Source organism: Ruegeria sp. F11 (genome assembly GCF_056533855.1).
In genome coordinates, this window is record NZ_JBQFOW010000007.1 from 34967 (window position 1) to 50032 (window position 15066).

15 protein-coding genes are annotated in these 15066 nt (G+C 61.6%); 3 read left to right on the forward strand and 12 right to left on the reverse strand.

Translation table 11 applies throughout. The features are described from left to right. Positions 1-11: 11 nt before the first annotated feature. Positions 12-743, forward strand: a complete 732-nt coding sequence (locus tag ACR0NJ_RS10705) for a hypothetical protein (protein ID WP_480817118.1) — start codon at positions 12-14, stop codon at positions 741-743. Positions 744-756: 13 nt separating this feature from the next. Here the strand turns inward: ACR0NJ_RS10705 and ACR0NJ_RS10710 are convergent, their stop codons facing one another. After that, on the reverse strand, positions 757-1152 hold the full coding sequence (locus ACR0NJ_RS10710; RefSeq protein ID WP_480817119.1) for a DUF3307 domain-containing protein: 396 nt from the start codon (positions 1150-1152) through the stop codon (positions 757-759). A 207-nt stretch (positions 1153-1359) separates the two neighbouring features. On the opposite strand from ACR0NJ_RS10710, the gene ACR0NJ_RS10715 reads away from it, so the two are divergent. Next, positions 1360-4356: a cyclic nucleotide-binding domain-containing protein gene (locus tag ACR0NJ_RS10715; RefSeq protein WP_480817339.1), complete on the forward strand. Its 2997-nt coding sequence runs from the start codon at positions 1360-1362 to the stop codon at positions 4354-4356. Positions 4357-4429: 73 nt separating this feature from the next. On the opposite strand, the gene ACR0NJ_RS10720 is transcribed toward ACR0NJ_RS10715, so the two are convergent. From ACR0NJ_RS10720 to ACR0NJ_RS10755, 8 genes are all read right to left on the reverse strand, one after another. Further along, positions 4430-5662: a mandelate racemase/muconate lactonizing enzyme family protein gene (locus tag ACR0NJ_RS10720; protein ID WP_480817120.1), complete on the reverse strand. Its 1233-nt coding sequence runs from the start codon at positions 5660-5662 to the stop codon at positions 4430-4432. Positions 5663-5685: 23 nt separating this feature from the next. After that, positions 5686-6780 carry a Zn-dependent alcohol dehydrogenase gene (locus tag ACR0NJ_RS10725; RefSeq protein WP_480817121.1) on the reverse strand — a complete coding sequence of 365 codons (1095 nt, stop codon included), beginning with the start codon at positions 6778-6780 and terminating at the stop codon, positions 5686-5688. A gap of 82 nt (positions 6781-6862) precedes the next feature. Next, positions 6863-8062, reverse strand: coding sequence for a TCR/Tet family MFS transporter (locus ACR0NJ_RS10730; protein ID WP_480817122.1), 1200 nt, complete (start codon positions 8060-8062; stop codon positions 6863-6865). Between the two features lie 91 nt (positions 8063-8153). After that, entirely contained in the window at positions 8154-8867 is a 714-nt protein-coding gene (locus tag ACR0NJ_RS10735) for an alpha/beta fold hydrolase (protein WP_480817123.1), read from the reverse strand. Between the two features lie 12 nt (positions 8868-8879). Further along, positions 8880-9668, reverse strand: a complete 789-nt coding sequence (gene pcaD / locus ACR0NJ_RS10740) for a 3-oxoadipate enol-lactonase (protein WP_480817124.1) — start codon at positions 9666-9668, stop codon at positions 8880-8882. A gap of 52 nt (positions 9669-9720) precedes the next feature. Then, positions 9721-10695, reverse strand: coding sequence for a threonine ammonia-lyase (locus tag ACR0NJ_RS10745; RefSeq protein WP_480817125.1), 975 nt, complete (start codon positions 10693-10695; stop codon positions 9721-9723). Beyond that, positions 10692-11519, reverse strand: a complete 828-nt coding sequence (locus ACR0NJ_RS10750) for an alpha/beta fold hydrolase (RefSeq protein ID WP_480817126.1) — start codon at positions 11517-11519, stop codon at positions 10692-10694. Before ACR0NJ_RS10750 ends, ACR0NJ_RS10745 begins: the two co-directional genes overlap by 4 nt. Further along, positions 11519-12205: a haloacid dehalogenase type II gene (locus ACR0NJ_RS10755; RefSeq protein WP_480817127.1), complete on the reverse strand. Its 687-nt coding sequence runs from the start codon at positions 12203-12205 to the stop codon at positions 11519-11521. The genes ACR0NJ_RS10750 and ACR0NJ_RS10755 overlap by 1 nt, the downstream gene beginning before the upstream one ends. Positions 12206-12332: 127 nt before the next feature. On the opposite strand from ACR0NJ_RS10755, the gene ACR0NJ_RS10760 reads away from it, so the two are divergent. Then, positions 12333-12761, forward strand: a complete 429-nt coding sequence (locus tag ACR0NJ_RS10760; RefSeq protein WP_480817128.1) for an FKBP-type peptidyl-prolyl cis-trans isomerase — start codon at positions 12333-12335, stop codon at positions 12759-12761. 33 nt (positions 12762-12794) lie between these two features. Here ACR0NJ_RS10760 and ACR0NJ_RS10765 read toward each other — a convergent pair whose 3' ends face one another. Genes ACR0NJ_RS10765 through fabB form a run of 3 tightly spaced genes read right to left on the reverse strand, consistent with a single transcriptional unit; the run spans position 12795 to position 15060 of the window. Continuing rightward, on the reverse strand, positions 12795-12974 hold the full coding sequence (locus ACR0NJ_RS10765) for a hypothetical protein (RefSeq protein WP_480817129.1): 180 nt from the start codon (positions 12972-12974) through the stop codon (positions 12795-12797). Positions 12975-13033: 59 nt separating this feature from the next. Then, positions 13034-13825 carry an enoyl-ACP reductase FabI gene (locus ACR0NJ_RS10770; RefSeq protein ID WP_480817130.1) on the reverse strand — a complete coding sequence of 264 codons (792 nt, stop codon included), beginning with the start codon at positions 13823-13825 and terminating at the stop codon, positions 13034-13036. 5 nt (positions 13826-13830) lie between these two features. Further along, positions 13831-15060 carry a beta-ketoacyl-ACP synthase I gene (gene fabB / locus ACR0NJ_RS10775; protein WP_480817131.1) on the reverse strand — a complete coding sequence of 410 codons (1230 nt, stop codon included), beginning with the start codon at positions 15058-15060 and terminating at the stop codon, positions 13831-13833. Between the last annotated feature and the right edge of the window lie 6 nt (positions 15061-15066).

The following is a 15066-nucleotide window of genomic DNA, read 5'->3' on the forward strand; positions in this document are numbered from 1 at the left end:
ACGGACCCGTGATGACCGACCCGCAGACCAAAGTTCTGATCCTTGGAAGCGCGCCTTCGGCACTCAAGGCGCGGGATTGGGCGCGGGCCCCTTTCACGCATATCGTCGCGATCAACAATGCCTGGCGTATCCGTGCGGATTGGGATGTTCTGATCCATCCCGAGGATTTTCCGGCGGCAAAGCGCCCCAAGACGCTGCTGAACGGGCAGCGGGTCGTTACTGCGGACGAGTATGTGCCGCGCCAGAACGAATATGGCGGCTTTGTCTATGCGGGCGGTACGATGGCCTTTACTGCAGGCTATTGGGCGCTGTCCGCGTTGCGGCCTGCGGTTCTGGCCTTCTTTGGCTGCGATATGGTCTATACGGCGACGGGGCGGACGCATTTCTACGGATCAGGCCGCGCGGACCCGTTGCGCGATGACATCACCCTGCGCTCGCTCGAGGCGAAATCGGCGCGGCTGGGCCTGTTTGGTGCCGCTCAGGGATGCCGCGTGGTGCGATTGTCTGAGGGGGAGAGCCGTCTGGTTTTCCCCTCGGTGCGCAGCGATGACCTGACAGCGCCTCTGCCAGTGGCCACGCAAAGAATGGAGGCTGCGCTAAAGATGGAAGCAGAACTTGGCTACTATGTTCCATCGGGCCGATATTGGGAGGTCGGGCACCACTTTAACCCCCGAAAAATCGACGCGTTGGACCGGTTGTGGTTGTCAATGTATCAGAAGAGCGCGCTGCGGCAGGTGGCCTGACGCAAGCCTGCAGTCAGGTCGCGAAAGTCACCCAAGCCCAGACCATGGCAACATAGGTCAGGTTGTGCATCAACTGGTCCAACCCGGCGGCCCGCCAGAACGCAGGCTGGTTCGGCTGCAGCTTGTTTTTGTCTGAATAGCTAGCCTTGGCGAAATCGATGTTGAAGTGAATGATCCATTCGAGTGCCGCGATGATCAGGATGAAGGACAGCGGCGCGCCAAAAATCAGGAAAACGATGACCGACCCCACAACGTGCACGGCGGCGTGTTGCGCACGGCCCACGTGAAAATACTCGCCACGCCCGGCGAGCATCTTTGGTGTCTGTAGGTAGAAGTCGGCAAACATATGTTTGATCTGCAAAAGGCAGAGCATAAGAAACACAGCGCCAATACTGGCCGTCAACAGCATTCTCCCGATATCGTCCTGCACAAACAGTATGCGTTAAAACACGGTCGCGCAAATGAACTAGTTCACACAAGGCAAAGTTTCTTTCAGGTTCAAAATAATTTGCGCATTTCGGTTGGATTACGGTAACTTCGGGCTGTTGACTTTGCGTGCATTACACCAAATTCGAACCATTGATCAGAAGCAGGGGCGGGTTCCATAGAACGCACGATTTTTCGGTTCATCTGGAAATACTCCAAACGCGACCAGTTGATCCTGCTGGCCGTGACGTCGACGTTGTTCCCTCTGCTCTACCTGACGCTGGAGCTGCCCAAACGCATCATCAACGACGCGATCGGTGCCACCAGCAGTATCGTCGATGTCTGGGGCTACAGCCTGCCGCAGACGACGTTTCTGATCATCCTGTGCTTTGCCTTTCTGGGCGCGGTGCTGGCCCACGGGCTGATGAAGATGCGCATCAACACCATGAAAGGTGTGCTGAGCGAACGGATGCTGCGCCGCTTCCGGTACCAGTTGATCAGCCGCGCGCTGCGCTTTCCGCAGCCGTATTTCGAACGGGTCAGTCAGGGCGAACTGGTCTCGATGATCACCGCCGAAAGCGAGCCGATGGGCGGCCTGATGGGCGATGCGATCAGTCAGCCGGTGCTGCAGGCGGGGCAGATGCTGACGATCCTGTCGTTTCTGTTTTTGCAAAGCGTATGGTTCGGCCTAGCCGCCGTCGCCCTGATCCCGGTTCAGGCCTGGCTGATCCCGCGCCTGCAGCGGCAGATCAACCTGCTGAACAAGAAACGCATTCAGGAGGTGCGGGTTCTGGCCGCCCAAATCGGCGAAAACGCCGCCGGGGCGGCGACCCTGCGGGGCAATGGCGGCTGGCGGTATCGGCGGGCGCTGATCTCGGACCAGTTGGGACGGCTGTTCGGTATCCGGTTCGAGATTTACCAGAAGAAGTTCTTTATGAAGTTTATCAACAACTTCATATCGCAATTGACGCCGTTCATGTTCTATCTGGTCGGCGGTCTGCTGGTGCTGCAGGGCTCGGTCTCGCTGGGGGCGCTGGTGGCGGCACTGGCGGCGTATAAGGACCTGAGTTCTCCGTGGAAGGAACTGCTGACCTACTACAACCAGACGCAGGACATGTCGCTGCGGTGGGATGTGGTGATTGAACGGTTTGCTCCGGCGGGTATGCAGGATGAAAACCTGTTTGAAGGCGAGCCCGAGGGTCGCCCCCGCCTGAATGGGGATATCGTGCTGGACGGTGTCTCGGTCCGGGATATGGACGGCAATCAGGTTCTGGACGATCTGAACCTGACCTTCCCGAGCGGTCAGACCATCGGCATCGCCGCGCCCAGCGAAGAAGACCGACGCGCCGTGGCGGAACTGCTGACCCGTGAGATTCTGCCAAGCGCGGGCCGGGTTGAAATCGGGGGGCATAATCTGGCGAGCCTGCATCAGGCGGTGGTTGCGTCCCGTATCGGATATGCCTCATCCCGACCGGTGATGTTTCAGGGCTCGCTGGGCGACAACGTCATGATGCCGATGCGGTTCAAACCGGTCGAAAGCGCCACAGATGATCCGGGCTTCCCCGAGACTCTGCGGGCCGGGAACAGCGCTGACCCGTATCGGACCGAGTGGCTGGACCCCAATCTTGTCGGCCTCGACAGTGCCAAGGCGCTGCGGGACTGGTGGGTGCAGCTGATCGACGGCATGGGCTCTGGTGCGGCCCTGTTCCAGCGCGGGGCGGAGCAGGTTTTTGACCCGGGCGAACACCCGGATCTGGCGCAGAAACTGGTCGAGCTGCGACCGCTGGTGCAGCAGGCCGTTCAAAAGGCGGGGCTGGAGCAACAGGCGCTTGTCTTTGATCGCGACGTTTATAACTCGGCTTTACCGGTGGCCGAAAACCTGCTGTTCGCCACCCCGCGCGTGCCGGTCACGCAAGAGGTTCTGGCCCAGCAAACCGTCTTCCTCGGGCAATTGCGCGAGTTGGGGCTGGACGAAACCCTGATTGCGCTGACCCGTGATGTGATCGACATGCTGCGCCAGATCTTCGGACTGGATGGCACCGATCATCCGCTGTTCCGCAAGCTGGGGCTAGAGGCGCGGGTTTATGAAACCGCCGTAGAACTGGTCGAGCGGACCCGCAAGGAAGGGGCTGCCGGGCTGGACGACGATCAGCTTGCCAATCTGCTGGCAGTGCCCTTGGCGATCTCGGCCGAACAGATCGGCCCGGCCTTCACGGACGAGTTGAAAGACCGAATTCTGCAATTGCGCCAAAGCCATTCGGAAAAGCTGTTGGAGCGGTTGCATGACCTCTATGAGCCGCTTGACCCTGATCGGTTCGCCCCCGGCCTGACGGTGATGGAAAACGCGCTGTTTGGGAAGATCAGCGATATCGGGGCCTCGCGGTCGGATGAGGCGCGCAAGCTGATCGTGGATGTGCTGGCCGAAAACGGCGCGCGCCCGCTGGTAGTGGAACTGATCTACGATATCCCGGTGGCCTTGGGCGGGCAGAACCTGCCCGCGGTTTTTGCCGAGCCTTTGGCCTTTACTCGCGCGACGGTCAAGAAGCCCGACATCCTGCTGCTGCAAAACGCGCTGGCCAGTTATGACATGCAAACGCAGGTCGCGGTGTACAAAAACCTGCGCGAACTGCTGCCCGAGACGACGGTGATCTATCTGAACGATCACTTCGACAGCCCCGAGGTATTCGACATGTTTGTCGAAATCCGGCAGGGTCGTGTGGTGTCGGATGATGGACCAAAAGACGTGGAGGAGGACAGCGCCGCCTCGGCAGACCTTGCGCGCAAGCTGCGGGCGCTGGAACAGACGCCGCTGTTTTCCGGGCTGGACCGCAGGCAGTTGCGCCTGCTGGCCTTTGGTGCCCGCTGGTTCGAGGCCAGCGCCGGGCAGGTCATTTTCCTGAAGGACGATCAACCCACGGACGGGGCCTACGTGGTTCTGGAAGGCGAAGCTGGTCTGTACCTGCCGCAAGCGGACGAGCCCGATCAGTTGATCATCAAAGTCGGCCCCGGTGCCTTGGTGGGCGAGTTGGGGCTGATCCGGAAAGAGCCGCGCGCACTGAGTATGGTGGCCGAAACCAACCTGTCATGCCTGCGAATAGGCGAGGAAGAATTCCTTGCGGTGGTCGAAAACGATGCGGCAACAGCTTTCAAACTGCTGCAGGTGATCGCCGGTTATGTGTCCAACTAGCCGAGGGTGAAACGGGTGCTTGTTGCAGGCCTCGGCGCTGGTCGTGCGGGCAGGGCATACCGCTCGGCTGGTTCTATTCTTCCGTCGCCGGGGCACCGCCCTGAAACGCGTTGCCGTTGACGTAGTCGCAGGGTTCCTCCTGCATCTGCAGGTGCAGCCCGTCGCCGGTATAGGGATGGGCGCGGGCCAGCGCCTCGTCCACATCAATACCCAGTCCGGGCGCGGACGGTGGGGTTACGAACCCATCCTCAACCCGGATCGCGCCCTTGATAAGTTGATCGTGGAACGGCGTCTCAATCGTCTCAAGCAGCAACAGGTTCGGGATCGAGGCCGCCAGATGGACATTGGCCGCCCATTCCATAGGTCCGGCATACAGGTGCGGGGCCATCTGGGCGTTGAATACCTCGGCCATCGCGGCGACCTTTTTCATCTCCCATATCCCGCCTGCGCGGCCCAGGGCCGGTTGCAAGATCTCGGCCGCCCCGGCGCGCAGCACTGCGCCAAACTCGGCCTTGGTGGTCATGCGCTCGCCGGTGGCGACCGGAATGCGAACACTGCGCGCGACGCGGGCCATGTCTTCGATCATATCCGGCGGCGTGGGCTCCTCGAACCAGAGCGGTGAATAGGGTTCCAGCGCCTGCCCCAACCGGATCGCGCCTGCGGTGTTGAACTGGCCATGGGTTCCGAACAGCAGATCGGCCCTGTCGCCCACAGCCTCGCGGATGGCTTTGCAGAAGGCTACGGACATCGAGATATCGGACATCGCAGGCATGTGCCCGCCCCGGATCGTATAAGGGCCAGCGGGGTCGAATTTGACCGCCGTGTACCCGCGCCGGACCAATTCGGCGGCGGTTTCGCCCGCCTGTTCCGGTGAGGTCCAGAAGTCGGTCAGGTTATGCTGGGGCAGGGGGTACAGGTAGGTATAGGCGCGGATGCGGTCATTCATCCTTCCGCCCAGCAGCGCATAGACCGGGCGGTCACGATCTTTGCCGAGGATGTCCCAGCACGCAATTTCCAGCCCCGAAAACGCACCCATCACCGTCAGGTCGGGGCGTTGCGTGAAGCCGCTGGAATAGGCGCGGCGGAACATCAGTTCGATATTTTCGGGGTTTTCGCCCAGCATGTGCCGTTCGAACACATCGCGGATCACGTGGCGCATGGCGTCGGGTCCTACTGAGGACGCGTAACACTCGCCCCAGCCGGTGATTCCGGTATCGGTCGTCACTTTGACCAGTATCCAATAGCGCCCGCCCCAGCCGGGGGCCGGAGGGGCGGTGACGATGATGTCGAGGTCCTGCAGTTTCATCTGATGCCCTCCTGCCAAGCGGCTTAGCGCTTGTCGAAAACGATGACGTTGCGTTTGGCCGATCCGGTCTTGGTGTCCGCAATCGCCTCGTTGATCTGATCCAGAGACCAGCGGCCCGAGATCAACTCGTCCAGCTTCAGCCGCCCCTGTTCATACAGGTCGATCATCCACGGAATATCGCGCTGAATGACCACATCGCCCATTTTCGATCCGACAAGGCCTTGCCCCATAAACGCCAGAACCACCGGTTCATAGGAGGCCTCGGCCCCCGAATGGGGCATTCCGATCATCACGGCCTTGCCACCGCGCCCAAGATAGCGTGGGGCTTGATCGTAGGCCGGAATCGCGCCGACGGTGATCAGAACGGCGTCTGCGCCGCGTCCGCCGAGGGCTTTGTAGGCGGCCTTCCATGGCTCTTTCTGGTTGGCAAGTACACCGTGGGTCGCGCCGAATTCCTTGGCGATCTCCAGCTTTTCTTCGGTCATGTCCACGGCGACAATCCGGCGGGCACCCGCGATGCGCGCGCCCTGAATGGCGTTCAGCCCAACACCGCCCGCGCCGATGACAACCACGTCCTGACCGGGCCGAAGGTTCGCTGCGTTCACGGCAGCCCCGACCCCGGTGATCACGCCGCAGGATAGCAGGCTGGCGACATCCTTGGGCATCGCATCGGGGATTTTGACGATCTGTCGATGGCTGACCACGACCTTTTCCGCAAAGGCCCCGCAGGCCATGGACTGTTCCAATGGTTCCCCGTCCCCGGTGCGCAGCGGCCCGTTGGTGGCGTCATAGGGCGTTTCGCAGATCGTCGGCTGACCGCCCGCGCAAGACGGACACGAGCCGCAGGCGCGGATCAGGGTCACCACAACCGCGTCGCCTACTTTGAAACCTCCGGCGGCCTCACCTACGGCACTGATTACACCGGCGGCTTCGTGGCCATAGACGGCGGGTAGAAACCCGCCCCACGCGCCATCGGCGTATGAGATATCCGAATGGCAGATGGCCACGGCGTCCAGCGTCACCTCGACCTCTCCGGTGCCGGGGTCGGCCAGTTGGACCTCTTCGATTACCAGCGGCTCGGCGAAGGCGCGGCACACTGCGGCTTTTATTCTTTGCATGTTGGTTTTAACTCCCGTTTGGCCCACGGTGGCGCGGGAAGTGCCGCCTCGCAAGGTGGAAAACGCCATTCATGTGTCGTTGTTACGCCACGACAGGCCGGGATCGCAGAAACAGCGCGAAACCCGCCAGCATCAGGACCAAAGCCAGCAGGAACGGCGCACCCGGCAGGTAGAGCGCCGTGTCTGGCCGGATGAACCACGCGAACGCGCTGGTCATCACGAGCGGTGAGATAACCATGGAGAGTGCATGAAGCGCGGTCAGAACGCCCTGCAACTCGCCTTGCTGAGAATCCGGGGTTGCACGTGACATCATCGCCTGCAGCGCGGGCGTGATCACCGCCCCAAGCGCGGTTATGGGGATCAGGAGCAAGGCGATTGTTCCGTTGGTCAGGAAGGCGAGCAGAGCAAAGCTGATGACCTCGAACACCATGCCGTAGATGATCGTGACCCGTTCGCCCAGATAGCGGGTGGCGGGACGGATCAGGCCACCCTGAACGGCGGCCATACCAATGCCGTAGACCCCTAGCGACAGACCGATCATCTGCGGTGACCAGCCGAAGCGCTCGGTCGTGAAATAGGACCAGATCGCCGGGTAGACGTAGATCGACACGGAATACAGGAAATAGACCCCCAGCAGCGGACGGATGCCGGGCAAGGCGGCCACCGCGCGCAGGGAATTCACCGGGTTGGCGCGCCGCAAGCTGAACGCACGCCGGGTTTTGTCGGTGACGGTTTCGGGCATGACAAGCAGACCGGCGGCGAAGGTCAGGGCTGACAGGGCGGCAGCGGCCCAGAACGGGGCGCGGGTTCCGTATTCGCTGAGCAGGCCGCCAATGACCGGGCCGAGGACGAAACCGATGCCAAACGCGGCCCCCAACAGGCCGAAATTCGCGGCCTTGTCCTCGGGCTTTGACACATCCGCCATGAATGCAGCAGCAGTTGAGTGCGTGGCCGCCGTAATGCCCCCGACGATCCGTCCGATCAGCAACAGCCAGATGCTACCGGCGAGTGCCATGACCACGTAATCCAGCGCCATGACAAAGAGCGAAACCAGCAGGACAGCGCGGCGGCCATAGGCGTCGGACAGGTTGCCCAATACGGGGCCAAAGACGAACTGCATGGCGGCAAAGGCGGTGCTGAGGACACCGCCCCAGATGGCGGCGCTGGCCAGCGTGCCGCCCTGAACCTCGACAATAAGCTGCGGCATGATCGGCATCACAAGGCCGATGCCCATCGCGTCGATCATGACCGTACAAAGAACAAAGGCGAAAGGCAGACGCATGGAAACCGCTGGATTGAACCGATGCGCCGACCCTAGCGATCGCGGCGGTTTTGGCAAAGAATTCCTGAGGCGCGCAGCGAGTGACGTCTGGTCACAGCGCAGTTTCGACCTCGGTCAGAATCTCCGCCAGTCGTTGCGGATGCGAAAAGAAGGCCGAGTGCGAGCTGTCGATGCTGTAGCGTAGCCTTGCCGGGATGTCTTTGCTCATCTCCTGCTGGTATTCGGGCGGCACGGTCCGGTCATCCGTGGTTTGGATGTAAGCCTTTGGCACGCGGTCGAACCGCTTGGTCAGGGGCAGAGGCGTCTCCTGCGGGCGGATCGCCTGCGGGCACAAGCGGGCAAAAGCGAAAGGTAAGATTTCGGGGGCGCAGTCGTGATAGAACAGCGCCTGCACGCAATCGGGCCGGACGGTATAGGACAGCCCGTCCGAGGATTTCTCGACCGCGTCCACGATGGTTTGTTGGGGTCCACGCCTGCGCATGTCGGCCATCGACAGGCCATCATGCGGGACATAGGCGCTGAGGTAGATCAGCCCGCGCATGGCTTTGGGCTGTGCTTCGGCGGCGGCGCTGATCGGGTAGCCGCCCCAGGAATGGCCGACAATGACCGTGTCTTTTGTCGATGCGGCCAGTATCGCATCGCGGCAACTGTCCAGCGTGACCTCAGGGATCGGTGTCGGGTCCGCACCGTGGCTGGGCAGGTCAATGGCGCGGGCGGTGTGGCCCAATGCCTGCAGCGCCGGGGTCAGATCACGCCAGCACCAGGCCCCGTGGCAAGAACCGTGGATCAAAAGGAAATCCGCCATCGTGATGCTCCTTCAGATATGTCCGATATCAACAAGAAAGCGCTGCAGCAGCGCCGCGTATTCGGCAGGTTTTTCGACGCAGGGCAGGTGGCCCGCCCGACGCATCAGTTCGAATCTGGAACCGGGGATAAGGTCGATGGTCTCTCGTACCAGATCGGGCGGGGTCGAGCCATCCTCGCTGCTCGCAATGCCCAGAACCGGCAGGCGCAGGCCGCTGGTCGGGGTGTAGAAATCGGTTCCCGAGATCGCTGCGCAACAGCCCAAGTAGCCTTCGACCGGCTGGCGTACCATCATGTTGCGCCACAGCAGATAGTCGGGGTTGGCGCGGAAATCGCGCGAGAACCAGCGCTCCATAGTGGCATCGGCCAGCGCCTCGATCCCGCCTTCGCGCACGGCGTCCATTCGCTGTTGCCAGATCGGCGGGGTGCCGATCTTGGCGGCCGTGTTGGACAGCACCAAGGCGCGGATCTGGTCCTTGCGTTTGACGGCCAGGCCTTGCGCGATCAGGCCGCCGATCGAGAGTCCGACAAAAACACAGTCGCGTACCTCAAAATAATCCAGCAGAGCCTCGGCATCCTTGATCAACGCGCCCATCGAATAAGGCCCGGGCGGGGCCGATGACAGGCCGTGGCCGCGTTTGTCGTAGCGGATGATGCGCAGACCGGCGGGCAGGTGTGGCAGGACCGCATCCCACAGCCGCAGATCGGTACCCAGAGAATTGGCGAACACAACCGGGGCACCGTCTGGGGTCCCGTCGATGCGGTAATGTAGCTGCACGTTGCCGAGGTCGGCGACTCTCATGACTTAAGTCCTTGTTGATGCGACGGAAACTTGCAGAGGTGCTTCCAGACTGTCAGGCCAGAAATTCCAACGCTTTGGCAAAGATTTCAGGGTCTGTATTGCCGCCCGAAGCGACTGCGATCACCGTATCCCCCGAGATGTCATTCTTGCGGAACAGAGCCGAGGCCAGCGCCACTGCGCCCCCCGGTTCCAGCACGATCTTCAAACGCAGAAAGGCCAGCGCCATCGCCCGCAGGGCTTCTTCTTCCGAAACCGACAGTCCCGAACCGCACAGTCGTTTCAGGATCGGAAAGGTTATGTTCCCCGGCTGCGGCGTCAGGATCGCGTCGCAGATATTGCCCGAGGTCGCATTGTTGTTCTCGATGTGGCCCGAAGCGAGTGAGCGTTTGACGTCGTCGAACCCCTCGGGCTCACAGGGGCGGGGGCGCAGACCGGGGGCATATTTTTCCAAGGCCAAGGCGATACCCGAGGTCAGACCGCCGCCACCGCAACAGATCAGAACGTCGGCCTCGCTCACGCCCAGTTCCGATGCCTGACGGGCGATTTCCAGCCCGGTGGTACCCTGTCCGGCGATCACCTGTGGCTCATCATAGGGGCGGATCAGGGTCAGGCCGCGTTGGGCTGCCAGCGTTTCACCAATCTCCTCACGACTTTCCGAGGCCCGGTCGTACAGCACCACCTCGCCGCCCAAAGCCTTGGTGTTGTCGATCTTAAGCGCAGGCGCGTCCGATGGCATGACGATGACCGACGGGATGCCGTGTTTCGCCGCCGCCAACGCCACGCCCTGCGCGTGGTTGCCCGAGGAATAGGCGATGACGCCGCGCTGACGTTCCGCATCGCTAAGGGCAGAAATGGCCGACCACGCGCCGCGGAACTTGAAACTTCCCGTGTGCTGCAGGCATTCCGGTTTGACCAGAACCCGGCGGCCCGCAATCTTGTCCAGAAACGGAGAGGACAGCAGTGGCATTTCCCTGACATGGCCCCGCAGCCGGTCGGCGGCGGCCTCAATCATTTTAATGCTGCTCATGTCGCGTTCAGGACCTTGTGAATGACGTTCAGTGACTGCGGTTCGTCCAGAAACGGGACATGTCCACGATCCGGCACCGCGGCTGATATAAGGCCGGGGTGGCGGGATTGCATCTGGGTCAGCGTTTCCTTGCTCAGGATGTCAGAATTTGCCCCCCTGATCACACCGGTCGGAATGTCATGCAGAGCGTCGAAGAGCGGCCACAAATCCGGCGTTTCCTGAGTGGCGGCCTGCTCGATCAATGCCGTGCGCAGGGCGGTGTCATACCGCAGGCGAAGGCCATCCTGATCGGTTTTGTTTTGGTGCTCCGCGAACGTGCGCCACACCTCCAAAGGCACGCCGGGGAATTGAGGTTCCATCACCTTTTTCAGGGTCTGTGCGGCCTCGTCATAAGATTTGGCAGTCGGTTGGATGCCGACATATTGCATGATCTTGGCGATGCCCGCAGGTTCGATCACGGGTCCCACATCGTTCAGAATGACGCCCGACAGCCGGTCCGGATGGCTGGCGGCCAACGCCATAGCGATGAGCCCTCCGCGTGAGGTTCCCAGAATGGTCGCGCGGTCAAGACCTAGGTGGTCCAGCAACTCGATCGCGTCCTGAGATTCCCGCAAGATGTTGTAGTTCATATAGTCGGGATCGTAGTCCGATAACCCGCGCCCCCGGTAATCCATCCGGATCAGCGTCACGTCGGTCAGGTGCGGCGCGACGAAATCGAAATCCCGGCTATTTCGCGTCAGCCCGGCAAGACAGAGGATCGGGCGTCCGTCTCCGGCAGCCTCAAAGTACAGGCGTATGCCGTCCGAGGTCGTGAACTCTGCCATTACAGCCCTGCCAGTTGGGGAATGGTGGTCAGGTCCGACAGGACATGCGCGGGCGTCCACGGCAGCCGGTCCATCGGTTCGCCCGCCCGATTGACCCACGTGGTGACAAACCCATACCCGCTGGCGCCGGCGGCGTCCCAACCGTTGGAACTGACGAAAAGAACCTCGTCCCTTGTTCCGCCAAATCTGCCCTGCACCAGATCGTAGACACGCGCATGCGGCTTGAAAACGCCGACGCTTTCGACCGACAGAACATCGTCCAGCACATCTCCGATGCCCGCCGATTGCACCGCGCCGTCCAGCATCGGGGGCGACCCGTTCGACAGGATGGCCGTCTGCAGCCCGCCGTCTTTCAGGGCTTTCAGCATGGCGGGGACCTCGGGGTAGGCCTGCAGCTCCCAGTAGAGGTCCAGCAATCGCTGACGCAAAGCGGCATCGCCCTGCAAGCCTGCCGCCTCAAGCGCCCAATCCAGCCCGTTCTGCGTCACGTCCCAAAAATCGCCATGCGCATCGGCCACCGCGCGCAGCCAAGTGTATTGCAGCTGTTTCAGACGCCAATGGCCTGCGACCTCGGGCCATTTGTCCCGCAGGGCTTCGAACCCCGGCTCGGTCGCCGCCTGCCGTGCGGCGGCGGCAACGTCGAAAAGCGTTCCATAGGCGTCGAATACACATGTTTTGATGGCCATCTACAGTCTCCCCATTTTCGCGCGCAGGTTTGCACAAGAAACAGGCGCATGAAAAGGCCGAGGGTTTACATAATGGCGTCACCCCTTAGGGTTGGCCGCTCATTTCTTTTTGAGGCCGGAGGCCAGCATGAGCGAAATCAAACAGGGCGACACCGTTCGCATCCACTACACCGGCACGCTGTTGGACGGGCAGGTCTTTGACAGTTCCGACGGGCGAGACCCGCTGGAGTTTGTGGTGGGCTCGGGCCAGATCATCCCCGGCCTCGACAGCGCGATGCCCGGTCTGGTGGCGGGCGACAAGAAACGGGTCGAGATCGCCTGTGTCGACGCTTATGGTCCGATCAATCCGGGAATGCGGCAGGAGATTCCCCGTGAAGGCATCCCGGACGACATCCCGCTCGAGCCCGGTACGCAGCTGCAGATGCAGACTCCGGACGGTCAGACGTTGCCGGTCATGGTGGTCGAGGTGAACGACGCAACAGTAATGCTGGACGCCAACCATCCTTTGGCCGGGCAGGACCTGATTTTCGATATCGAAGTGGTCTCGATCAACTGAGGATCTGCCGGGTCGTCGCAGACGGCCCGCGCCTTACCCCAGTAAAGTGTCGATTGCGGCCCGCACCTGCGGCTGCGTGTAGAACACAAACACCAGCAGCAGCGAAGTCAGCGTCAGCAAAAGGATGCGCGCGCGGTGGCTGAGGAAACCCTGTTTACGCCGGGCTTGCGGCGCGCGGGGGCTGTTGGCCATGATTTGGTCTAGCTTGCTCATGCCCGTATTCCTGCCGCCGAAAGATGGTTAAATCTGGGCGGCGGCAGGGAAAGATGGGGTCACATGAAATCGGGCTGTGGCATTCCCAGCACATGGAAGCCGCCATCGACGCGAATGATTTCGCCCGACGTAAATGCTCCGGCATCCGAGGCCAGATACACAGCGGTGCCGCCCACGGCCTCGAGCGTCGCGTTCGAGCGCATCGGCGCGTTCTGATCGCAGAACTTGTAGGTCCGGCGCGCGCCGCCGATGGCCGCACCGGCCAGCGTCTTCATCGGACCGGGCGAGATCGCGTTGACGCGGATGCCGTCCGGACCCAGATCGTTGGCCAGATAGCGGGTCGCCGATTCCAGCGCCGCCTTGGCCACGCCCATGACGTTGTAGTTGGGGACAACCCGGTTCGAGCCCGCATAGGTCAGCGTCAGCAGCGTGCCGCCATTGTCCTTCATCATCGGATAGGCACGGCGCGCCACCTCGATGAAGGAATAGGCCGAGACATCCAGCGAATGCTTGAAATTCGCGCGAGTGGTGTTCAGGAATCGGCCTGTCAGCTCGGATTTATCCGAATACGCAATCGCGTGTACGACAAAGTCGATGGTGGGCCAGCGTTCAGCCAATTCCCCAAACGCACGATCCAGCGAGGCGTCGTCGGTGACATCCGCATCCACCATGAAATCGCTGCCCAGGCTTTGTGCCAGCGGTTCCAGCCGCTTGCCAAACGCCTCACCCTGATAGGTAAAGGCCAGTTCCGCGCCCGCCTCGTGCATGGCTTTGGCAATACCCCAGGCAATCGAGCGGTCGTTGGCCACGCCCATGATGAGGCCGCGCTTACCCTTCATAACTTCCGACATCGTGTTCACCCGTTATATTTGGACAGGATCATGGATCCGTTGGTGCCACCAAAGCCGAAGCTGTTGGTCATCACGCTGTCCAGGCCTGCATTTTCAACCACCTGAGTGGCAATTTCACCGGGCAGGATGCCTTCGGCAAGTGTGTCGACATTGATCGACGGTGTAACGAAATCATTGTCCAGCATGAGCAGACAGAAGATCGCCTCAAGCGCGCCTGCTGCACCCTGCGCGTGGCCGGTCATCGACTTGGTCGACGAGATCGGAGGCACGTTGCCTTCGCCAAAGATGCGGCGGACGGCTTCAACCTCACCCACATCGCCAACCGGGGTCGAGGTGCCGTGGGCGTTGATATAGCCGACCTTGCGGCCTTCGGGCAGGGTGGATAGGGCCAAACGCATAGCGCGTTCGCCGCCTTCGCCGGACGGGGCCACCATGTCGTGACCGTCCGAGGTGGCGGCATAGCCGGTGACCTCGGCGTAGATCTTGGCCCCGCGCGCCAAGGCGTGGTCGAGGTCTTCCAGCACAACGATACCGCCGCCGCCGGAGATCACGAACCCATCGCGGTTTTCATCAAATGCGCGCGACGCTTTGTCGGGCGTGTCATTGTATTTCGACGACATCGCGCCCATCGCGTCGAAGAGGCACGAGAGCGTCCAGTCCAGTTCCTCTCCACCACCTGCGAACATCACGTCCTGTTTGCCCAGCATGATCTGTTCCGCCGCGTTGCCGATGCAGTGCAGCGAGGTCGAGCAGGCCGAGGTGATCGAATAGTTGATGCCCTTGATCTTGAAGGCAGTCGCGAGGTTGGCGGAAATCGTCGAGCACATGCATTTCGGCACCGCAAACGGCCCGATCCGCTTGGTCGCACCGCTTTTCAGAACGGTCTGATGCGCGGTCAGCATGGCGCTGGTCGACGGCCCGCCCGAGCCCGCGACCAGACCGGTGCGCGGGTTCACCACCTGATCCTCGGTCAAGCCGGAATCGGCGATCGCCTGATCCATCGCGATATGGGCATAGGCCGCACCGGGGCCCATGAAGCGCAGGGTGCGCTTGTCCACATGCTCTTTGACGTCAATCTTGAGCGTTCCGGCGATCTGGCTGCGAAAGCCGTGTTCGACCATTTGCTCGTTGGCCTCAATGCCGGACTTACCGGCTTTGAGCGAGGCCAGAACCTCTTGGGCATTGTTCCCGATGGAGGAGACGATCCCCAAACCGGTGACAACTACTCGACGCATATGCGT